Here is a 20,766-nt window from a genome sequence, read left to right on the forward strand (position 1 = left end):
GTTGGCGTGAACATTAATGCGACCCTGATTGGCCAGTCCGTTGCGTTCCTGATTTTTGTACTGTTCTGCATGAAGTATGTATGGCCTCCGGTCATCGCTGCTCTGCACGAACGTCAAAAGAAGATCGCTGATGGTCTGGACGCTGCCAGCCGTGCAGCTCGCGACCTGGAGTTGGCCCAAGAAAAAGCGGGTCAGCAACTGCGCGAAGCGAAAGCTCAGGCAGCTGAAATCATCGAGCAAGCCAAGAAACGCGGTAACCAGATTGTCGAAGAGGCCGTTGAAAAGGCCCGTGTCGACGCTGACCGTGTGAAGGTTCAGGCTCAAGCCGAGATCGAACAGGAACTGAACAGTGTCAAAGACAAGCTGCGCGCCCAAGTGGGCTTGCTGGCTGTCGGCGGCGCCGAGAAGATCCTGGGTGCCACAATCGATCAAAACGCGCACGCAGAGCTGGTTAACCAACTGGCTGCTGAAATCTAAGCGAGGGCGATCATGGCAGAACTGACCACGTTGGCCCGACCTTACGCTAAGGCGGCCTTCGAGCACGCTCAGGCCCACCAGCAACTGGCCAATTGGTCAGCCATGCTCGGCCTGGCTGCAGCGGTGTCGCAAGACGACACCATGCAGCGCGTGCTCAAGGCCCCGCGACTGACGAGCGCAGAAAAGGCCGCCACGTTTATTGACGTGTGCGGCGACAAGTTTGATGCCAAGGCACAGAACTTCATCAATGTCGTTGCCGAAAACGACCGTCTCCCGCTTCTGCCGGAGATTGCCGCTCTTTTCGACCTGTACAAGGCCGAACAAGAGAAGTCGGTAGACGTTGAAGTGACCAGTGCTTTTGCATTGAACCAAGAACAGCAAGACAAACTCGCCAAGGTTCTCAGTGCACGACTCAACCGGGAAGTGCGCCTGCAAGTTGCGGAGGATGCTGCCCTTATAGGTGGTGTCGTTATCCGCGCCGGCGACCTGGTTATCGATGGCTCGATTCGCGGCAAAATCGCGAAACTTGCCGAAGCATTGAAATCTTGAGTTTGAAGGGGCAGCAGAGCAATGCAGCAACTCAATCCTTCCGAAATAAGTGAAATTATCAAGGGCCGCATCGACAAGCTCGATGTGACCTCCCAAGCCCGTAACGAAGGCACTGTCGTCAGCGTATCTGACGGCATCGTGCGGATTCACGGTCTGGCCGACGTCATGTACGGCGAGATGATCGAGTTTCCGGGCGGCGTCTACGGTATGGCCCTCAACCTGGAGCAAGACTCCGTAGGTGCCGTTGTACTGGGCGCTTACCAGTCTCTGGCTGAAGGCATGAGCGCCAAGTGCACCGGCCGCATCCTCGAAGTTCCGGTTGGTAAGGAACTGCTGGGTCGTGTAGTCGACGCACTGGGTAACCCTGTTGACGGCAAAGGTCCACTGGGCAACACCTTGACCGACGCGGTCGAGAAAGTTGCACCGGGCGTGATCTGGCGTAAGTCGGTAGACCAGCCTGTACAGACTGGCTACAAGGCTGTCGATGCCATGATCCCTGTCGGCCGTGGCCAGCGTGAGCTGATCATCGGCGACCGTCAGATCGGTAAAACCGCTCTGGCGATCGACGCGATCATCAACCAGAAAGACAGCGGCATTTTCTGCGTCTACGTAGCTATCGGTCAGAAGCAATCGACCATCGCCAACGTGGTTCGCAAGCTGGAAGAAAACGGCGCCCTGGCCAACACGATCATCGTGGCTGCCAGTGCTTCGGAATCTCCTGCGCTGCAATTCCTGGCACCGTACTCCGGTTGCACCATGGGTGAATTCTTCCGCGACCGCGGTGAAGACGCGCTGATCGTTTATGACGATCTGTCCAAGCAAGCAGTGGCTTACCGCCAGATTTCCCTGCTGCTGCGCCGTCCACCAGGCCGTGAAGCTTACCCAGGCGACGTGTTCTATCTCCACTCCCGTCTGCTGGAGCGCGCATCCCGCGTTTCGGAAGAATACGTAGAGAAGTTCACCAACGGCGCAGTGACCGGCAAAACCGGTTCCCTGACCGCACTGCCGATCATCGAAACCCAGGCTGGCGACGTTTCCGCGTTCGTTCCGACCAACGTGATTTCCATCACCGACGGTCAGATCTTCCTGGAATCGGCCATGTTCAACTCGGGCATCCGCCCTGCAGTGAACGCCGGTGTTTCGGTATCCCGTGTGGGTGGTGCCGCTCAGACCAAGATCATCAAGAAGCTGTCCGGTGGTATCCGTACCGCTCTGGCTCAGTACCGTGAACTGGCGGCATTCGCCCAGTTCGCGTCTGACCTGGACGAAGCGACCCGTAAGCAACTTGAGCATGGTCAGCGCGTTACCGAGCTGATGAAGCAGAAGCAATACGCACCAATGTCGATCGCTGACATGGCGCTGTCGCTGTATGCCGCTGAGCGTGGGTTCCTGACTGACATTGAAATCGCCAAGATCGGCAGCTTCGAACAAGCGCTGATTGCTTTCTTCAACCGCGATCACGCCGATTTGATGGCCAAGATCAACGTTAAAGGTGACTTCAATGACGAAATCGACGCTGGCATGAAAGCCGGTATCGAGAAGTTCAAGGCCACCCAAACCTGGTAAGCCGCAGCGGGAGCCGCGAGGCTCCCGCTTGCTAACCTGATAGGTGTTACATGGCAGGCGCAAAAGAGATTCGCAGTAAGATTGCGAGCATCAAAAGCACGCAAAAGATTACCAGCGCCATGGAAAAAGTGGCGGTCAGCAAAATGCGCAAGGCACAAATGCGCATGGCTGCTAGCCGTCCTTATGCGGAGCGTATCCGCCAGGTAATTGGGCATCTGGCCAACGCCAACCCGGAATACCGCCACCCGTTCATGATCGACCGCGCCATCAAGCGTGTCGGTTATGTCGTTGTGAGCAGTGACCGTGGTTTGTGCGGCGGCTTGAACACCAACCTGTTCAAGGCCCTGGTCAAGGACATGGCGGTAAACCGCGAAAACGGCGTCGAGATTGATCTGTGTGTTGTTGGTAGCAAGGGTGCGGCCTTTTTCCGCAACTTCGGCGGTAACGTCGTTGCAGCTATCAGCCACCTGGGTGAAGAGCCGTCGATCAATGATCTGATCGGCAGCGTCAAGGTGATGCTGGATGCCTACCTGGACGGCCGTATTGACCGCCTGTCCGTGGTGTCCAACAAGTTCATCAACACCATGACGCAACAGCCTACCGTGGAGCAGTTGATTCCACTGGTGGCCACCCCGGATCAGGATCTCAAGCACCACTGGGACTATCTCTACGAACCGGATGCCAAAGAGCTGCTTGACGGCTTGATGGTCCGCTACGTTGAGTCGCAGGTCTACCAGGCGGTGGTCGAGAACAACGCGGCTGAACAAGCTGCGCGGATGATCGCGATGAAGAACGCTACCGACAACGCCGGTGATTTGATCAGCGATTTGCAGCTGATCTACAACAAGGCGCGTCAGGCTGCGATCACCCAAGAGATCTCGGAAATCGTCGGCGGCGCTGCCGCGGTTTAACGGTTCAAATATTCAGAGGATCCAGCTATGAGTAGCGGACGTATCGTTCAAATCATCGGCGCCGTTATCGACGTGGAATTTCCACGCGACAGCGTACCGAGCATCTACAACGCGCTGACTGTACAAAGCGCGGCCGCAACCACTCTGGAAGTTCAGCAGCAGCTGGGCGACGGCGTGGTTCGCACCATTGCGATGGGTTCCACCGAGGGCTTGAAGCGCGGTCTGGAAGTTACCGACTCTGGCGCAGCCATCTCCGTACCGGTCGGTAAAGCGACCCTGGGCCGGATCATGGACGTCCTCGGTAACCCGATCGACGAAGCTGGCCCGATCGACACCGAAGAGCGCTGGGGCATTCACCGCGCAGCGCCTTCGTTCGCTGAACAGGCAGGCGGCAACGACCTGCTGGAAACCGGCATCAAGGTTATCGACCTGGTTTGCCCGTTCGCCAAAGGCGGTAAAGTCGGTCTGTTCGGTGGTGCCGGTGTAGGCAAAACCGTAAACATGATGGAACTGATCCGTAACATCGCCATCGAGCACAGCGGTTATTCCGTGTTCGCCGGTGTGGGTGAGCGTACTCGTGAGGGTAACGACTTCTACCACGAGATGAAGGATTCCAACGTTCTGGACAAAGTGGCACTGGTTTACGGTCAGATGAACGAGCCGCCGGGAAACCGTCTGCGCGTAGCACTGACCGGCCTGACCATGGCCGAGAAGTTCCGTGACGAAGGTAACGACGTTCTGCTGTTCGTCGACAACATCTATCGTTACACCCTGGCCGGTACCGAAGTATCCGCACTGCTGGGCCGTATGCCTTCGGCAGTAGGTTACCAGCCGACCCTGGCTGAAGAGATGGGCGTTCTGCAAGAACGTATCACTTCGACCAAGGAAGGTTCGATCACCTCGATCCAGGCGGTATACGTACCGGCGGACGACTTGACCGACCCGTCGCCAGCGACCACCTTCGCCCACCTGGACGCCACCGTCGTTCTGTCCCGTGACATCGCTTCCCTGGGTATCTACCCAGCGGTAGATCCACTGGATTCGACTTCGCGCCAGCTGGACCCGAACGTAATCGGCCAGGACCACTACGACACCGCTCGCGGCGTTCAGTACGTTCTGCAACGTTACAAAGAGCTGAAGGACATCATCGCGATCCTGGGTATGGACGAGCTGTCGGAAGCCGACAAGCAGTTGGTAAACCGTGCTCGTAAGATCCAGCGCTTCTTGTCGCAGCCGTTCTTCGTGGCTGAAGTCTTCACCGGTGCTTCGGGTAAATACGTTTCCCTGAAAGACACCATTGCTGGCTTCAAAGGCATCCTCAACGGTGACTACGACCACCTGCCAGAACAAGCGTTCTACATGGTTGGCGGCATCGAAGAAGCGATCGAGAAAGCCAAGAAACTGTAATCCCGGCGCCCGGCAACGGGCGCTCATTAGGTTGAGGCAATCAGATGGCTATGACAGTCCATTGCGATATCGTCAGCGCGGAAGGGGAAATCTTTTCCGGCCTGGTCGAGATGGTGATTGCGCACGGTGCACTGGGTGATCTTGGTATCGCTCTGGGTCACGCGCCGCTGATCACTAATCTCAAGCCGGGTCCGATCCGCCTGATCAAGCAAGGCGGGGAAGCCGAGGTGTTCTACATCTCCGGTGGTTTCCTCGAGGTTCAGCCGAACATGGTCAAGGTGCTTGCCGATACCGTGCAACGCGCCGCCGACCTGGATGAAGCTCAGGCCCAGGCAGCTCTCAAGGCTGCCGAAGCTGCTCTGCACGAGAAGAGCGCAGATTTCGACTACGGAGCTGCGTCCGCACGTCTGGCCGAGGCTGCAGCACAGCTGCGCACCGTCCAGCAGATCCGCAAGAAGTTTGGCGGTTAATCCGTCAGCCGCTTGTTGTGCGATTGATAAAAAAGGGTAGCCTCGGCTACCCTTTTTTCTTTTCCGAATTCCCGAAACCCGGTCGCAGTTGCTGACCACCCAGGATTGGTAGCCAGTCATGTCTCTTGAAATTGTTATCCTCGCGGCCGGCCAAGGCACACGTATGCGTTCGGCACTGCCGAAAGTGCTGCATCCGATTGCCGGCAACTCCATGCTGGGCCATGTAATCCACAGCGCCCGGCAACTCGACCCACAACGCATTCATGTGGTGATCGGCCACGGTGCCGATGTGGTGCGTGAGCGTCTGGCCGCTGATGATCTGAATTTCGTCCTGCAGGACCAGCAACTGGGCACCGGCCACGCCACCGCTCAAGCGGTGCCGTTCATTACCGCCGACACCGTACTGATCCTTTACGGAGACGTGCCGCTGATCGAAGTCGAAACCCTGCAACGTTTGCTCAAGCATGTGGTACCTGGGCAAATGGGGTTGCTCACCGTTGAACTGGATGACCCGACCGGTTACGGCCGCATCGTGCGCGATGCCGACGGCAAGGTAGCCGCAATTGTTGAGCACAAAGACGCCAGCGAAGCGCAACGCGCGATCACCGAAGGCAACACCGGCATTCTCGCGGTGCCGGCCAATCGTCTGGCCGACTGGATGAGCCGTCTGTCGAACAACAATGCCCAGGGCGAGTACTACCTGACTGACGTGATCGAGATGGCAGTCAGTGATGGTCTGGTTGTCGCCACCGAACAACCGCACGACGCGATGGAAGTGCAGGGCGCCAACGACCGCAAACAATTGTCGGAGCTGGAGCGTCATTACCAGTTGCGCGCTGGCCGTCAGTTGATGGCGCAAGGCGTCACCCTGCGTGATCCGGCGCGTTTCGATGTGCGTGGTGAAGTGACCGTGGGCCGCGACGTGCTGATCGATATCAACGTAATCCTTGAAGGCAAGGTGGTCATCGAAGATGACGTGGTGATCGGTCCCAACTGTGTGATCAAGGACAGCACCTTGCGCAAGGGCGTGATGATCAAGGCCAACAGTCATATCGAAGGTGCCGTTCTGGGCGAGGGTAGCGACGCCGGCCCATTCGCGCGTCTTCGCCCAGGCACAGTGCTCGAAGCGCGCGCGCATGTGGGTAACTTTGTTGAACTGAAAAATGCCCACATGGGTGAAGGCGCCAAGGCCGGTCACCTGACTTATCTGGGCGATGCCGAAATCGGTGCGCGCACCAACATCGGCGCCGGCACCATCACCTGCAATTACGACGGCGCCAATAAGTGGAAAACCGTGTTGGGTGCGGACGTGTTTATCGGCTCCAATAATTCGCTGGTAGCGCCTGTGGATATCTCTGACGGTGCAACCACGGCGGCTGGTTCGACCATTACCCAGAATGTAGATAACGCGCAGTTGGCCGTGGGTCGAGCGCGGCAGAAGAATATCGATGGCTGGAAGCGGCCGGAGAAAATCAAGAAGAGCTGATTTATCCACAGTTCCTTTTAGCGACGTAAATTCAATGTGGGAGCGAGCTTGCTCGCGAATGCGGTAGATCATTCAGCATTGATGTTGACTGACACGACGCCTTCGCGAGCAAGCTCGCTCCCACATTTTTGTTTGTGTCGTGTTCAAAAAAGTCTGACTGCCGCTTGACGATTTATGGCTGATAGGTTTTGATTGCTTACGTTATCTTTCGAAACGAAACTTAAATCGCCATGTCGAAACGCAACACGCCGCAACGCCGTCACAACATCCTTGCTTTGCTCAACGAGCAGGGCGAGGTCAGTGTGGATGAGCTGGCCAAACGCTTCGAAACCTCCGAAGTTACGATTCGCAAGGATCTCGCCGCGCTGGAAACCCATGGTCTGTTGCTGCGTCGTTATGGCGGGGCGATCACCATGCCGCAGGAACTCGTTGCGGAAACTGCGCAGACTGTCTCCAAATACAAGCAGGCGATTGCCCGAGCTGCGGTCAAACGCATCCGCGAACACGCGCGCATCATCATCGACAGCGGTAGCACCACCGCCGCAATGATTCCCGAACTGGGCCAGCAACCAGGGCTTGTGGTGATGACCAACTCCCTGCACGTCGCCAATGCCCTGAGCGAACTCGAACACGAACCGGTGCTGTTGATGACCGGCGGCACCTGGGATCCGCATTCGGAGTCCTTTCAGGGCCAGGTTGCCGAGCAGGTACTACGCTCTTACGACTTCGATCAGTTGTTCATCGGCGCCGATGGCATCGACCTGGTGCGCGGCACCACCACCTTCAATGAACTGCTGGGGCTGAGCCGGGTTATGGCCGAGGTGGCGCGGGAAGTCATCGTCATGGTCGAGGCTGACAAGATCGGCCGCAAGATTCCCAATCTGGAGCTGCCGTGGAGCAGCATTCATACCCTCATTACCGATGATCGCCTGCCTATCGATGCACGCGATCAGATACAGGCCCGCGGTATCACCGTGATTTGCGCGGCTGTCAGTCAGGAGAAATAAACATGTGTGGAATTGTCGGCGCAGTTGCTGAACGTAATATCACCGCCATCCTGCTCGAAGGCCTCAAGCGCCTTGAATACCGCGGCTATGACAGCGCCGGTGTGGCGGTCTTCACCAACGACGAAACCCTTGAGCGCATGCGTCGCCCGGGTAAAGTCAGCGAGCTCGAAGCGGCGCTGGCCGAGCACCCGCTGGTGGGTCGGCTCGGTATTGCCCACACCCGTTGGGCGACTCACGGCGCGCCGTGCGAACGCAACGCCCACCCGCATTTCTCCGGCGACATCGCCGTGGTGCACAACGGCATCATCGAAAACCATGAAGCCCTGCGTGAACAACTGAAAGCGCTGGGCTATGTGTTTACTTCGGACACCGACACCGAAGTCATCGCCCACCTGCTCAGCCACAAACTCAAGGACCAGCCAGACCTGAGCGTTGCGCTTAAAGCGACGGTCAAGGAACTGCACGGTGCCTACGGTCTGGCCGTGATCAATGCCAAACAACCGGATCGCCTGGTTGCCGCGCGCAGTGGCAGTCCGCTGGTGATTGGTCTGGGTCTGGGCGAAAACTTCCTCGCTTCCGACCAGTTGGCGTTGCGTCAGGTCACCGACCGCTTCATGTACCTGGAAGAGGGCGATATCGCCGAAATTCGCCGCGATAACGTGCAGATCTGGGACATCAATGGCAATGCCGTCGAGCGCCAGACCGTGCAGTACAGTGACGGCGCCGAAGCCGCCGACAAGGGTGAATTCCGCCACTACATGCTCAAGGAAATCCATGAGCAACCGGCGGTGGTGCAACGGACCCTCGAGGGTCGTCTGAGCAATGATCAGGTGCTGGTGCAAGCGTTCGGCCCACAAGCGGCCGAGCTGTTCGCCAAAGTGCGTAACGTACAGATCGTCGCCTGTGGCACCAGCTATCACGCCGGCATGGTCGCCCGTTACTGGCTCGAAGAACTGGCCGGCATCCCGTGCCAGGTCGAAGTCGCCAGCGAATTCCGCTACCGCAAAGTGGTGGTGCAGCCAGACACCCTGTTCGTGACCATCTCGCAGTCCGGTGAAACCGCCGACACCTTGGCGGCCCTGCGCAACGCCAAAGAGCTGGGTTTCCTCGCCAGCCTGGCCATCTGCAACGTAGGCATCAGCTCGCTGGTGCGCGAATCCGACCTGACTCTGCTGACCCAGGCCGGCCGCGAAATCGGCGTCGCCTCAACCAAAGCCTTCACTACGCAACTGGTCGGTCTTTTGCTGTTGACCCTGTCGCTGGGTCAAGTGCGCGGCACCTTGGCCGACGGCGTTGAAGCACGTCTGGTCGAAGAACTGCGACGCCTGCCAACCCGTCTCGGTGAAGCATTGGCCATGGACAGCACCGTGGAAAAGATCGCCGAGCTGTTCGCCGAGAAGAACCACACCCTGTTCCTCGGTCGTGGCGCGCAATTCCCGGTGGCGATGGAAGGCGCCTTGAAACTCAAGGAAATCTCCTACATCCACGCCGAAGCCTATCCGGCCGGTGAACTGAAACACGGCCCGCTGGCGCTTGTGGATAACGACATGCCGGTGGTCACCGTGGCGCCGAACAACGAACTGTTGGAAAAGCTCAAATCCAACCTGCAGGAAGTGCGTGCGCGTGGCGGCGAACTGATCGTGTTCGCCGACGAGAAAGCCGGAATGACCAACGGCGAAGGCACTCACGTGGTGCAGATGCCGCATATCCACGACATCCTCTCGCCGATCCTCTACACGGTTCCGCTGCAGTTGCTGTCGTACTACGTGGCGGTGCTCAAGGGCACGGACGTGGATCAGCCGCGTAACCTGGCGAAGTCGGTGACGGTGGAATAAGTTATCCACAGCTGACTTACGCACAAACAAATCGCAGCTTCGGCTGCGATTTTTGTATCCGACTTGAGGGATTTCATGGACCGCTTCCAGGAAATGCACATCTTCACCACTGTCGCCCAGGAACAAGGCTTCTCTGCTGCCGCACGGCGTCTGGGTCTGTCGGCGGCCAGCGTCACGCGGGCGGTAGCGGCGCTGGAGCAGCGGATTGGCACGCATTTGCTGGTGCGGACCACGCGCAGCGTGCACCTCACCGAAGCCGGGCAGCGATATCTGGAGGATTGCCGGAGGATTCTCGCCGAGGTGCAGGAAGCGGAGGATTCGGCGGCGGGCAGTCATGCCCAGCCGCGTGGGCAACTGACGGTCACGGCGCCGGTGTTGTTCGGTGATTTGTTTGTGACGCCGGTGATGGCGCGTTATCTCGCGCAGTATCCGGACGTGACGATCAATGCGGTACTGGTCGATCGGATCGTCAACATGGTCGAGGAAGGCATTGATGTGGCGGTGCGCATCGGTGACCTGCCGGACAGCAGTCAGCATGCGATTCGCGTGGGCGAGGTGCGGCGGGTCATTTGCGGCTCGCCAGACTACTTCGCCAAGCATGGCCGACCGGCGCATCCCCACGCGTTGGCGGGCGCGCCAGTGGTGGCGACTTCTGCGATTGGCCAGCAACGCAGTTGGCCGTTTCTCGACGCTGGCGAACCGCTCAGCGTGCGGCCTGAGCCGCGTCTGATCGTGACCGCCAATCAGGCCGCGATTACCGCAGCCTGCACGGGCCTGGGGTTGACCCGAGTATTGTCCTATCAAGTGGCGAGGCAGGTTGCTGACGGTGATCTGGAGATCGTACTCGCGGAATTCGAACTGCCACCGCTGCCGATCCATGTCGTGTACCAGGGTGGGCGCAAGGCACCAGCGCGGATTCGCAGTTTTGTCGATTTCACGGCAGAAGCGTTGCGCGAACATCCTGCGTTGAAAAATGCGGCGTTATTGCACTCAGTGAAATAATCGATTGCACTTGCTGGTGATTCTGTTCTTTTCGCGTTAAGGGGAAGATGGCCTCCATCGGCGCTCTCATTCCCGCAGCGGCGCCCCTGTTCAGCGGAGTCGACCATGCAAGCGATCAAACTCTACAACTTTCCACGTTCCGGCCACGCCCACCGTGTCGAGCTGATGTTGTCCCTGCTGCAACTGCCGACCGAGCTGATCTTCGTCGATCTGGCCAAGGGTGAGCACAAGCAACCGGCGTACCTGGCGATCAACAGTTTTGGCCAGGTACCGGCGATTGACGACGACGGTGTGGTGCTAGCTGATTCCAACGCGATTCTGGTGTACCTGGCGCAGAAATATGGCCATGGTCGTTGGCTGCCAACCGATCCGGTCGGTGCCGCACGGGTGCAGCGCTGGTTGTCCGCCGCTGCCGGGCCGATTGCCTTCGGTCCTGCTGCAGCACGGTTGGTCACGGTGTTCGGCGCACAACTGAATGCCGAAGAGGCGATCAACCGGGCGCACAACCTGCTCAAGGTGATGGACATCGAGTTGGGCAAAACGCCGTATCTGGCCGGCGACGAACCGACCATTGCCGACGTTTCGGCCTACAGCTACATCGCCCACGCGCCGGAAGGCAATGTGTCGCTGGACGACTACGGCAATGTCCGCGCCTGGCTGGCCCGGGTTGAAGCGCTGCCGGGTTTTGTCGGCATGCCGCGCACGGTTGCCGGTCTGCAAACCACCGCCTGATTTTTCGCAATCCACACTGTGCCGACGGTGCAGGGGAGAGGTCGTGATGGAACGTTCACCGTGGCACGCTGGCGAACAGCAATTGCAGGCCCATGTCGGTGTTGCCGAACGCATGGAGGCCTTCGGGCGTAAGGTGATTCGCACCTGGATGCCGGATCAGCACCGTGAGTTCTACCGGCAATTGCCCTTCATGCTGTACGGCGCAGTCGATGCGCAGGGGCGGCCGTGGGCCAGTGTGCTCGAAGGTGCGCCGGGGTTCGCCCAGTCACCGGATCCCGAGCATCTGCACTTCGCCAGCCAGCCAGCCTTTGATGATCCGGCGCAACTGCGCAATGGCGAGCCGATCGGTTTGCTTGGCATCGAGTTGCACACCCGCCGACGCAATCGCCTTAACGGTCATGTTGGCAATCTGACGGCCAACGGGTTCGACGTGAGCGTGGATCAGGCCTTCGGCAATTGCCCGCAATACATTCAACTGCGCCAATTTCAGCGGGTGCCGTTGACGGATCCGCAGACGCGTCCGGCTGAGCATCTGCACGGTCTCGATGACGCAGCCATTGCGCTGATCGCCGGCGCCGATACGTTTTTTGTCGCCAGTTATGTGGATGTCGACGGCCAGCGCGCGGTGGATGTTTCCCATCGCGGTGGCCAGGCCGGTTTCGTCCGCGTGGAAGGCAATCGTCTGACCATCCCTGATTTCGCCGGCAACCTGCACTTCAACACCCTCGGCAATCTGCTGCTCAATCCCAGGGCAGGCTTGCTGTTCATCGACTTTTCCACAGGCGATCTGCTGCAACTGAGCGGGCGTACCGAGATCCTTCTCGATGACCCGCAGATCGAAGCCTTTCAAGGCGCGGAACGGCTGTGGACCTTTGAAGTGGAGACACTGGTACGGCGCCCGGCAGCCCTGGCGTTGCGCTGGCGCTTCGACGGCATGTCACCGACCAGCCTGCTGACCGGTAACTGGGCCGAGGCCGATGCACGTCTGCAGGCGCAGGCATTGGGCAATCAATGGCGGCCGTTGCGCGTGGCGAGGATCGAAGCGGAGAGCCGCAACATCCGCTCGATTTATCTGGAGCCGACCGACGGCGCCGGTTTGCCGGTGTTTCTCGCCGGCCAACACCTGCCGCTGCGTTTCACCCTCGACGGTGAGGTACACATCCGCACCTACAGCCTTTCGAGTGCGCCGTCGGATGGTTTCTACCGGATCAGCGTCAAGCGCGAAGGGCTGATTTCCTCACACCTGCATGAGCAGATTCGCGTCGGTGATGTACTGGAAGCGCGAGCACCGCAAGGGCATTTCACCGTCGCGCCACTGGAGCGCCGGCCATTGGTGCTGTTGGCCGCCGGGGTGGGCATCACGCCGTTGCTGTCGATGCTGCGCGAGGTGGTGTACCAAGGCTTACGCACGCGAGGGATTCGTCCGACATTGCTGTTGCAGAGTTCGCGCAGTCTGGCGGATCAGCCATTTCGCCGGGAGCTGGATCAACTGCTCGAAACTGCGGGCGACGCTGTGCGAGTCCTGCGTTTGCTCAGCCAACCGGAAGCGGATCTGCAAGAAGGCGAGGATTTCGATGTGCAGGGGCGTATCGACGGCACGGTGCTGAGGAACCTGCTGGGCGCCGAGGATTTTGATCAGCTCGACTTTGTGCTCTGCGGCCCCGGAGGTTTTACCCAAGGGTTGTACGACACCCTGCGCGAACTGGATGTGCGTGACGCGCAGATTCATGCGGAAACCTTCGGCCCGTCGACGCTGAAACGTCAGGCCGATGCGGACGCGATCGTGATTGAACAACCGCCCGCTGCAACCACGTCGGTACCGGTGGTGTTCGAGCGCTCGGCGAAAGAAGCGCGCTGGCAGCCGGACGGCGGCAGTCTGCTGGAGCTGGCGGAAAGCCGCGGACTGCGCCCTGAGTTCAGTTGCCGAGGCGGTTCATGCGGCACCTGCAAGACCCGGCTGGTCAGTGGGGCGGTGAATTATCCACAGGTGCCGGCGGATATGCCGGAAGCGGGGCATGTGCTGATTTGTTGCGCGGTTCCGGCGCAAAGCAATCAGCCACTGGTATTGGATCTGTAACCTAATCCTGTAGGAGTGAGCCTGCTCGCGATAGCGCCGGGTCAATAGACATCTTTGTTGCTGACAGACCGCTATCGCGAGCAGGCTCACTCCTACAATGGATCTGTGTTCAACCCACACTTAGGCGTAGGACAGATCTTTTTCTTCCAGCAACTCCTGATACAGCTCCGTCCACTTGCGGCCCATGTCATCGGCTGTGAATAACTGCCGATAGCGGGCTTCAGCCTTCACACCCATGGCGGCGGCGCGCACCGGGTCTTCCCACAGCGTACGCATCGCCTCGCGAAACGCCTGTGGATTACTTGGCGGTACGACCAGCCCGGTTTCGTTGTGGATATTGATGTAGCTGGTGCCGGTGCCGATCTCGCTGGAGATCATGGGCTTGCCGTACATTGCGCCTTCCAGCAAGGAAATGCCGAAGGCTTCGGAACGCAAGTGTGAAGGGAACACGATGGCGTAGCTCAGTTGCAGCAGGGCGACTTTGTCCTCGTCACCGAGGCGCCCAAGGAAGTGAATGTTACGCAGACCCAAAGCCTGCGCCTGAGCATGCAGTTCGAGTTCCAGCGGTCCGGCGCCGACAATGACCACGGGATAGTCCACGTCTTTCAGGGCCTCCAGCAGAATGTGCAGGCCTTTGTAGTAGCGCATCACGCCGACAAACAGAAAGAACTTATCCCCAAGCTGTTGGCGCCAGCGGTTCATCCGCTCGTTGTCCGGCTGTGGATAACCGGCCTTGTTCAAACCGTAGGGAATCACCCGGGTTTTGTTCTGGAACTGCTGCAGCACATCGCTGGTGTGCAGGTAGTTCGGCGAAGCGGCAACAATGCGGTCGGCGCTGGCGAGGAAACGATTCATCAGCGGGCGGTAGAGTTTGAGCAAGTGCTTCTGGCGAATGATGTCCGAGTGATAAGTCACCACACTCGGTTTACCTGTCGCGCTGGCGAAATGCACCAGGTCCATGAACGGCCACGGGAAGTGGTAATTGACCACATCGGCCTCGGCCGCCATCTCACGAAACTGTTTGAACACGCTCCAGGAAAACCCGGTGGAGGCGAACTGGATGTCGAGTCTGGCGCGGTGCACGTGGTGCTGCCCGAGTTCAACCACCGGCGGATTCGGATTGGCACTGAGGGTCAGCACCTGGCCGTCGATGCCGTGCTGGGCGCCGCTTTCGCAGAGTTGGAAGATCACTTGCTCAATGCCGCCGACCGAGTCAGGCAGGTACGTCTTGAAAAAATGAAGAACTCGCATTCAACCTCCCATCGCCTGGCGGTAGGCAGCGGCCGTGGCCTGTGCACAACGTTCCCAGGAAAAAAGCCGTGACTGCTGCAATCCGGCTGCCTGGCATGCCTGCCAATGCGCTTGATCGTCGATCAGTCGGCTCAGCGCATCACGCAGGCCTTCCGCATCGTCAGCTTCAATATAGTTGCCCGCCGCGCCCGCGACCTCCGGCATCGCCGAAGAACGTGTGAGCAGCACCGGTGTGCCGCTGGCCATGGCCTCCAGGACCGGCAGGCCAAAACCTTCATACAGCGATGGAAAAATCAGCGCGCGGGCACCGGCCAGCAGTTGCGCCACCTGCTCATCGGGCAAATAGCCGAGCAGGCACACATGTCCACTGGCCAACGCCTGACGCAAAGGCTCGCTGAACTGCTCGCGCTCCCAACCGGCCATGCCGACGATCAGCAGCGGAAAGCGCTGGCGCACGGCTTCCGGAAGCAAGGCATGAGCGCGCAGAGCGAGGCTGAGGTTCTTGCGCGGCTCCAGCGTGCCCACACACAGGAAATATTCCCGCGCCGCAACGGCGTGGGCCTTGAGCACCGCGTCAATGGCAGTCGCCTCGCGCGGATGAAAGCGCGCGGCGACGCCCAGTGGCGCCACGACAAATCGCTCGGCTGGCAGGCCGAAATAATCCTGGGCCTCGGCGGCAATCGCTTGCGAGTCGGTGAGAATTACCTGCGCTTGTTGTACACCCAGAGCCAATCGACGTTCGATCTCCTTGAGTCGTGCCGGGGGTTGGGTCTCGGGGAAATGCAGATGAGTCAAGTCGTGCAAGGTGATCACGGTCGGGCCGTCGAAGGCCAGCGGCCACAGGCTCGGTTCGTGATAAAGGTCGATGCCTTGCGCACGGCCCTGATCGAAGCGTTTCTGCTCCAGCCAGCGGCGCGCCTGATAGGCCCCGGGAATCTGCCGCAGCAGCGGCGTCAGGCGTGAGTAACCGGGCATGGCCGCTTCCGGCAGCGCCGAGCTCCAGCCCCAGCCATGGAACAGCGTCACGTCGATATCGGGCTCGCTGTGCAAGGCGTTGACCAGTTCGGCCACGTAATGACCGATGCCGGTGCGCGGTGCCTGGAGAATGCGTGCGTTAAGAGCAATGCGCATGCTGACTCTCGGGGGCAGGCATCGATGCATTCAAGTTGCGCTCAATACGTTCGACCAATTGGGCGCTCGCTTCGCGCCAGCTCAGCCAGCGCCATTGTTCAAGGCCCAGCGCTGCCGGAAACTCGCCGGTACGCTCCATGCCGGTCACCAGATCGGTCAGACTCTGGGGATTCGCCAGGTCGAAATACGCCATATAGTCGCCGCCGATCTCGCGAAACACCGGAATATCGCTGGCCATTGCCGGTAACTGGCGTTGCATGGCTTCCACCAGTGGCAAGCCGAAACCTTCGACATGGGAAGGGAACACCAGCGCTGTGGCATGTGAGTAGGCATGTTCCAGACTTTTGTCCGCGAGCGCATTGAACATGAACAAGCGTCGGTCCAGTTCGGGATGTTGGCGAATGCGTTCGATCAGTGCGTCGCACTTCCAGCCAATCTTGCCGACGATGCATAACCTGGCTTTCGATCCGGTTGCCCAGGCGAGCTCGAACGCATCGAGCAGGTACGCATGGTTTTTGCGCGGCTCGATGGTGCTGACCATGAGAAACACCGGATCAGTCGTCTGGAACATGGCCAGCAGCCCACGATCGACCTTGTCATCGGCCTCACTCAAGTCCAGTTCGGAGCCGAGGTGGAAATAATCAAACCAGCGCTGAGCGACCTGTTGCGTGCCGATCCGGCGCAGCATTTCCTGGCGAACCTGATCGCGGATAGTGGTCGAGATCGCGACGTAACCGTCGGCGGTGCGTGCGATCCAGTCGAACCAGTCGTTAAACACTTTGACCAGCCCGGCATCGCAAAACTGCGGATGGGTCAGAGGGATCAGGTCGTAGATCACCGAGATGATGCCCACGCCTTCACGCTTGAGTTGCTCGGCGAGGGGGAAAAAGTTGGCGTGCCAGGACGAATCGAGCAGCACCAGTTGATCGCCCGCCCGGTGGGCCAGCGGTACGCAGCGCTCGGGAATGTGCTTGCCCTTGAGGACGCGTTCAAGCAGGCGCATGGGCAAGCTCAAACAGGCGAATGCCGTGAGCCGGCAGCCGACGTACAGCACCCGGCGGGTGAAATGCGACTGGTTGAACGGCCAGCGCCGTTCCACAGCTCGGTGACGTAACCAGAAAGCGTTGGCCCACTGTTCCAGTTTCACTCGCAGGCCGATCAAATCGAGCTTCGGCGACTTCAGCGGCGCCAGACTCTTAACTTCATACAAACCGCCATCGATCATCACCACGGGGATGCATTCGAGGGCTTCATCGGCCGCCGGCAACTGCTGGATGACGTTGCGTACAACACGTTGAATGCCCGAGTTGGCGGAGGGATGTTCGAATACGTAAGTGCACTCCACCAACAATCGTGTCATCGCAAGATCTCCGTATCAGGCGGTTGTACAAGGGTTTCACTGGAGCGGCTGATTTCGGTCCGGGCTTGTAACCAGGAGCAGCCGACAAAGTCTTCCTGGCGATTGTTGATCACGTGGAAGATCAGACCGTAGTCGCGCCACTCGAAGTTGCGATCCAGGTGCGAGTCCAGGCGTGACAGGCTCAACGCCACTGAGTAGCTACCCTTGCCCAGACGCATGTCGAAAGCGAAACGAAAGGTCACGCGTTCACCGACACTTAACTCGGTGATGGCTTTGTCGAGGCGATGGGTGTTGATGCCGTAAATCGCCTGACCCAGGCGATCCTTGATCATGAAGCCGAGAATCAGCCGCTCGATGTCTTCACGAATTTCAGTCTGCACCTCCAGCACCACAGGCTGACCGACCTCCGCGACTTCAAGGCTGCGTCCCTGCACATCGAGCAGGCGCACGCTGAGAATGCCTGCTTCACCGGTGCCGGAAATGGTCTGTACCTGGCCGTTGGCGAGCATCTCCTGGCGCACGGTCTGGCCTTCGCGCTGGGCGAGCATGGCGTTGTAGTAGTCCATGACTTCTTCAGGTTTGCCACGCAGGGCCAGACGCCCGTTCTCCAAGAGAATCGCGGTGTCGCAGATCGATTGAATGGCCGATCGGTCATGGGACACGATCAGCAGGGTCGTGCCGGCCTTGCGGAAGCTGCGGATGCGCTCGAAACTTTTATGCTGGAAATACGCATCGCCGACTGACAGCGCTTCGTCGACGATCAGAATGTCCGGACGACGCGCGGTGGCGACACTGAACGCCAGGCGCATCTGCATGCCGCTGGAATAGGTGCGCACCGGTTGATCGATGGCTTCACCGATTTCGGCGAAGTCTTCGATTTGCGGCATCAATGCTTCGATTTCTTCGACCTGCATGCCCAGCAACTGACCCGCCATGAAAGCGTTCTGCCGCCCGGTGAAGTCCGGGTGAAAGCCCATGCCCAATTCCAGCAATGCGGCCACGCGGCCTTCCAGGTGGATCTGTCCACGGGTCGGTTGGGTGGTGCCCGTGATCATCTTCAGCAGGGTGCTTTTGCCCGCGCCGTTGACGCCGACAATGCCAACTGCTTCACCGGGTTTGATTTCGAAATCGATGTCTTGCAGGACCCAATGCAGGTGGTGGCGGTTCGGGGAAAACGGCACCAGCCATTCGAGCAAGCGGCTCCAGCGATTCGGATACTGTTTATAGGCTTTGGCCAGGCCAGTGACGCGGATATGTCCCATCAGAGTTCGTCCACCATTTCACCGACACGCTGACGGAACACGCGCAGCGCCATGGCGCAGAGCAGCAAGCCGATGACCAGCAGTGGGGTCAGTGACGACCACTGCGGCCACTGGTTGTAAAGAAACACGTTCTGGTAGCTGGTCATCAGTGGTGTCATCGGGTTCAGGCTGATGATGTGCTGGATGCCTGACGGCAGGATCGACAGCGGGTAAACGATAGGGGTCAGCCAGAACCAGAACTGCAGGCAGATGCCGAACATCTGCCCGACATCGCGAAAGAACACATTTAGAACGCCGAGCAGCATTCCCAGCCCCGCGGCAAAGATCACTTGCACGATCAACAGCGGTATCAGCGCCAGCAGGGCCATGCCGGGGAGGCGGCCGCTGATCAGCAAGAAACCGAAGAACAGCCCGAGAATGATCGCAAAATTGATACCGGCGTTGAGCAGGGTAATCACCGGCAGGCAGATGCGCGGGAAGCTGATTTTCTTCAGCAGGTTGGCATTTTCCAGAAACATGCTCTGGCTGCGCGTGGTGATTTCCGCGAACAGACCCCACGTCAGCAGGCCGGCGCAGAGATAGACGCTGTAGGCCAGGCCATCGTCCACGCCCGGCAGACGGGCACGCATGATTTGGGAAAAGATCACCGTGTACACAACGATCATCGACAACGGGTTGAGTACAGTCCACAGCGCGCCGAACAACGAGTTGCGATAACGCGATTGAAACTCCCGCTTGACGCTGCCGAGGATGAACCCGCGATAACTGCGCATTGAGCGGTAAAGGGTAAGCAGCATTCAAACCGTCCTGCCGTATTGGTCTTCGAAGCGGACGATATCGTCCTCTCCCAGGTATTCGCCGCTTTGCACTTCGATGATCACCAGATCGATCACCCCGGGGTTTTCCAGGCGATGCTTGTGGCCGGCGGCGATGAAGGTCGATTCGTTCTTGGCCACCAGCGTGGTGCCGGAGCCATTGTTGGTGACTTTGGCCATGCCTTCGACCACCACCCAGTGTTCATTGCGGTGATGGTGCATTTGCAGTGACAGCTTGCCGCCAGGCTTGACCACGATGCGTTTGATCTTGAAGCGCGGGCCTTCCTCGAGCACGGTGTAGGTGCCCCATGGACGGCTGACGGTACGGTGCAGGCGATAGGCCTCGTGGGCCTTGTCCTTGAGCTGTTTGGCCACCCGTCGCACGTCTTGCGCGCGGTCGGCGTGGGCCACCAGCACAGCGTCAGCGGTGTCGACCACGATGAGGTTATCCACACCCACCGTCGCCACCAGACGGCCTTCGCTCTGGACGAAGTTGTTGTGGCTGTCGATGAAAATCGCTTCGCCGCTGGCGCGGTTGTTGTCGGCGTCGGCCGGCACCAGTGCCGCGACGGCGCCCCATGAACCGATGTCGCTCCAGTCGAAGCCGGCGGGCACGACCACGACTTTTTCCGAACGCTCCATCAAGGCGTAATCGATGGAGATGTCCGTGATTTCAGCGAACAGCGCCGACGACAGTTCCTGTTGCAGACAACCGGCGGTTTCGATCGGCGCGCTGGCGGCCATGCAGGCTCGGGTCTGCTCCAGCAGCTCGGGTGCATGCTGCTGCAACTCTGCAATCACGTTGGCGGTGGTGAAGCAGAACATGCCCGAATTCCACAGGAAGTTGCCGCTCTCCAGATAATGCGTAGCCGTTTGCAGGTCGGGTTTCTCGACGAAGCGCTGCACTTTCGCCGCGCCTTTGGCATCCAGCGGGGCACCGGTCTCGATGTAACCGAAGCCAGTTTCCGGTGCGGTCGGGATCACGCCGAAGGTCACCAGATAACCCTCCCTGGCCAGATTGACCGCGTGCTCGACCGCTGTTTTCAGTGCGTCCTGATTGACGATCAAATGGTCGGCGGGCATCACCACCATGATTGCGTCGTCACCGTGCAGCGCTTGCAGCGACAGGGCGGCGGCGGCAATCGCCGGCGCGGTGTTGCGCCCGGCCGGCTCCAGCAGAAAGTGGCCGCGATGGCGCGACACATGCGCCGCGCCATAGTGATCCTTGCTCTGGAAGTAGTACTCGCGGTTGGTCACCGTGACAATGTCGCCCCAGCCGTCGAGTAACCCGGCGGCACGCTGATAGGTCTTGCCCAGCAGCGACTGGCCGTCGGGCAGGGTCATGAACGGCTTGGGATGGCCCTCGCGGGACACCGGCCACAAACGGGTGCCGGCACCGCCGGACAGAATCACGGGGATCAGCATGGC

At 59.5% G+C, this 20,766-nt stretch carries 18 protein-coding genes; 12 read left to right on the forward strand and 6 right to left on the reverse strand.

The features are described 5' to 3' along the window. Window positions 1–6: 6 nt before the first annotated feature. The 12 genes from ACM6IV_RS13205 to ACM6IV_RS13260 all read left to right on the forward strand — a co-directional run bounded on the left by ACM6IV_RS13205 (window position 7) and on the right by ACM6IV_RS13260 (window position 13,519). Window positions 7–477, forward strand: a complete 471-nt coding sequence (locus ACM6IV_RS13205) for a F0F1 ATP synthase subunit B (protein WP_003229781.1) — start codon at window positions 7–9, stop codon at window positions 475–477. Between the two features lie 12 nt (window positions 478–489). Next, entirely contained in the window at window positions 490–1,026 is a 537-nt protein-coding gene (locus ACM6IV_RS13210; RefSeq protein WP_007911956.1) for a F0F1 ATP synthase subunit delta, read from the forward strand. A 21-nt stretch (window positions 1,027–1,047) separates the two neighbouring features. Continuing rightward, window positions 1,048–2,592, forward strand: a complete 1,545-nt coding sequence (gene atpA / locus ACM6IV_RS13215) for a F0F1 ATP synthase subunit alpha (protein ID WP_007911958.1) — start codon at window positions 1,048–1,050, stop codon at window positions 2,590–2,592. Between the two features lie 50 nt (window positions 2,593–2,642). Next, window positions 2,643–3,503, forward strand: coding sequence for a F0F1 ATP synthase subunit gamma (gene atpG / locus ACM6IV_RS13220; protein WP_008084419.1), 861 nt, complete (start codon window positions 2,643–2,645; stop codon window positions 3,501–3,503). A 27-nt stretch (window positions 3,504–3,530) separates the two neighbouring features. Continuing rightward, complete coding sequence (gene atpD / locus ACM6IV_RS13225) at window positions 3,531–4,910, forward strand: F0F1 ATP synthase subunit beta (RefSeq protein WP_016772406.1); 1,380 nt, start codon at window positions 3,531–3,533, stop codon at window positions 4,908–4,910. Window positions 4,911–4,954: 44 nt separating this feature from the next. Next, window positions 4,955–5,380, forward strand: coding sequence for a F0F1 ATP synthase subunit epsilon (locus ACM6IV_RS13230; RefSeq protein WP_007954164.1), 426 nt, complete (start codon window positions 4,955–4,957; stop codon window positions 5,378–5,380). A 118-nt stretch (window positions 5,381–5,498) separates the two neighbouring features. Next, the gene (gene glmU / locus ACM6IV_RS13235) at window positions 5,499–6,866 is read left to right on the forward strand and encodes a bifunctional UDP-N-acetylglucosamine diphosphorylase/glucosamine-1-phosphate N-acetyltransferase GlmU (RefSeq protein WP_414870330.1); all 1,368 of its coding nucleotides are present in this window, start codon (window positions 5,499–5,501) and stop codon (window positions 6,864–6,866) included. Between the two features lie 230 nt (window positions 6,867–7,096). Next, on the forward strand, window positions 7,097–7,873 hold the full coding sequence (locus ACM6IV_RS13240) for a DeoR/GlpR family DNA-binding transcription regulator (RefSeq protein ID WP_414870331.1): 777 nt from the start codon (window positions 7,097–7,099) through the stop codon (window positions 7,871–7,873). Between the two features lie 2 nt (window positions 7,874–7,875). Continuing rightward, entirely contained in the window at window positions 7,876–9,708 is a 1,833-nt protein-coding gene (glmS, locus tag ACM6IV_RS13245; protein ID WP_414870332.1) for a glutamine--fructose-6-phosphate transaminase (isomerizing), read from the forward strand. Window positions 9,709–9,783: 75 nt separating this feature from the next. Further along, window positions 9,784–10,710: a LysR family transcriptional regulator gene (locus ACM6IV_RS13250; RefSeq protein WP_414870333.1), complete on the forward strand. Its 927-nt coding sequence runs from the start codon at window positions 9,784–9,786 to the stop codon at window positions 10,708–10,710. Between the two features lie 105 nt (window positions 10,711–10,815). Then, complete coding sequence (locus ACM6IV_RS13255) at window positions 10,816–11,442, forward strand: glutathione S-transferase family protein (RefSeq protein ID WP_414870334.1); 627 nt, start codon at window positions 10,816–10,818, stop codon at window positions 11,440–11,442. A 46-nt stretch (window positions 11,443–11,488) separates the two neighbouring features. After that, window positions 11,489–13,519: a pyridoxamine 5'-phosphate oxidase family protein gene (locus tag ACM6IV_RS13260; RefSeq protein ID WP_414870335.1), complete on the forward strand. Its 2,031-nt coding sequence runs from the start codon at window positions 11,489–11,491 to the stop codon at window positions 13,517–13,519. A gap of 120 nt (window positions 13,520–13,639) precedes the next feature. Here ACM6IV_RS13260 and ACM6IV_RS13265 read toward each other — a convergent pair whose 3' ends face one another. The 6 genes from ACM6IV_RS13265 to ACM6IV_RS13290 are packed head-to-tail and all read right to left on the reverse strand — an operon-like array spanning window position 13,640 to window position 20,763. After that, the gene (locus ACM6IV_RS13265) at window positions 13,640–14,770 is read right to left on the reverse strand and encodes a glycosyltransferase family 4 protein (RefSeq protein WP_414870336.1); all 1,131 of its coding nucleotides are present in this window, start codon (window positions 14,768–14,770) and stop codon (window positions 13,640–13,642) included. Continuing rightward, window positions 14,771–15,901 (reverse strand): glycosyltransferase family 4 protein, encoded by a 1,131-nt coding sequence (locus ACM6IV_RS13270; RefSeq protein ID WP_414870337.1) that lies wholly within the window; start codon window positions 15,899–15,901, stop codon window positions 14,771–14,773. Continuing rightward, entirely contained in the window at window positions 15,885–17,261 is a 1,377-nt protein-coding gene (locus tag ACM6IV_RS13275) for a glycosyltransferase family 4 protein (RefSeq protein WP_414870338.1), read from the reverse strand. The genes ACM6IV_RS13270 and ACM6IV_RS13275 overlap by 17 nt, the downstream gene beginning before the upstream one ends. Continuing rightward, the gene (locus tag ACM6IV_RS13280) at window positions 17,258–18,523 is read right to left on the reverse strand and encodes an ABC transporter ATP-binding protein (RefSeq protein WP_414870339.1); all 1,266 of its coding nucleotides are present in this window, start codon (window positions 18,521–18,523) and stop codon (window positions 17,258–17,260) included. Before ACM6IV_RS13280 ends, ACM6IV_RS13275 begins: the two co-directional genes overlap by 4 nt. Then, a complete protein-coding gene (locus ACM6IV_RS13285; RefSeq protein WP_414870340.1) occupies window positions 18,523–19,320 on the reverse strand; it encodes an ABC transporter permease in 798 nt (265 codons plus the stop codon). Before ACM6IV_RS13285 ends, ACM6IV_RS13280 begins: the two co-directional genes overlap by 1 nt. Then, window positions 19,321–20,763 carry a mannose-1-phosphate guanylyltransferase/mannose-6-phosphate isomerase gene (locus ACM6IV_RS13290; RefSeq protein ID WP_414870341.1) on the reverse strand — a complete coding sequence of 481 codons (1,443 nt, stop codon included), beginning with the start codon at window positions 20,761–20,763 and terminating at the stop codon, window positions 19,321–19,323. It lies immediately after the preceding gene. Between the last annotated feature and the right edge of the window lie 3 nt (window positions 20,764–20,766).

This window comes from Pseudomonas sp. IT-347P, assembly GCF_949768005.1.
Classification (GTDB): domain Bacteria; phylum Pseudomonadota; class Gammaproteobacteria; order Pseudomonadales; family Pseudomonadaceae; genus Aquipseudomonas.

What these genes read in the sequence shown, in the direction of transcription:
- ACM6IV_RS13210 (WP_007911956.1), top strand. Translation starts at nt 490, where the DNA reads ATGGCAGAACTGACCACGTTGGCCCGACCTTACGCTAAGGCGGCCTTC.
- atpA (WP_007911958.1), top strand. Translation starts at nt 1,048, where the DNA reads ATGCAGCAACTCAATCCTTCCGAAATAAGTGAAATTATCAAGGGCCGC.
- atpG (WP_008084419.1), top strand. Translation starts at nt 2,643, where the DNA reads ATGGCAGGCGCAAAAGAGATTCGCAGTAAGATTGCGAGCATCAAAAGC.
- atpD (WP_016772406.1), top strand. Translation starts at nt 3,531, where the DNA reads ATGAGTAGCGGACGTATCGTTCAAATCATCGGCGCCGTTATCGACGTG.
- ACM6IV_RS13230 (WP_007954164.1), top strand. Translation starts at nt 4,955, where the DNA reads ATGGCTATGACAGTCCATTGCGATATCGTCAGCGCGGAAGGGGAAATC.
- glmU (WP_414870330.1), top strand. Translation starts at nt 5,499, where the DNA reads ATGTCTCTTGAAATTGTTATCCTCGCGGCCGGCCAAGGCACACGTATG.
- ACM6IV_RS13240 (WP_414870331.1), top strand. Translation starts at nt 7,097, where the DNA reads ATGTCGAAACGCAACACGCCGCAACGCCGTCACAACATCCTTGCTTTG.
- glmS (WP_414870332.1), top strand. Translation starts at nt 7,876, where the DNA reads ATGTGTGGAATTGTCGGCGCAGTTGCTGAACGTAATATCACCGCCATC.
- ACM6IV_RS13250 (WP_414870333.1), top strand. Translation starts at nt 9,784, where the DNA reads ATGGACCGCTTCCAGGAAATGCACATCTTCACCACTGTCGCCCAGGAA.
- ACM6IV_RS13255 (WP_414870334.1), top strand. Translation starts at nt 10,816, where the DNA reads ATGCAAGCGATCAAACTCTACAACTTTCCACGTTCCGGCCACGCCCAC.
- ACM6IV_RS13260 (WP_414870335.1), top strand. Translation starts at nt 11,489, where the DNA reads ATGGAACGTTCACCGTGGCACGCTGGCGAACAGCAATTGCAGGCCCAT.
- ACM6IV_RS13265 (WP_414870336.1), bottom strand. Translation starts at nt 14,770, where the DNA reads ATGCGAGTTCTTCATTTTTTCAAGACGTACCTGCCTGACTCGGTCGGC.
- ACM6IV_RS13270 (WP_414870337.1), bottom strand. Translation starts at nt 15,901, where the DNA reads ATGCGCATTGCTCTTAACGCACGCATTCTCCAGGCACCGCGCACCGGC.
- ACM6IV_RS13275 (WP_414870338.1), bottom strand. Translation starts at nt 17,261, where the DNA reads ATGACACGATTGTTGGTGGAGTGCACTTACGTATTCGAACATCCCTCC.
- ACM6IV_RS13280 (WP_414870339.1), bottom strand. Translation starts at nt 18,523, where the DNA reads ATGGGACATATCCGCGTCACTGGCCTGGCCAAAGCCTATAAACAGTAT.
- ACM6IV_RS13285 (WP_414870340.1), bottom strand. Translation starts at nt 19,320, where the DNA reads ATGCTGCTTACCCTTTACCGCTCAATGCGCAGTTATCGCGGGTTCATC.
- ACM6IV_RS13290 (WP_414870341.1), bottom strand. Translation starts at nt 20,763, where the DNA reads ATGCTGATCCCCGTGATTCTGTCCGGCGGTGCCGGCACCCGTTTGTGG.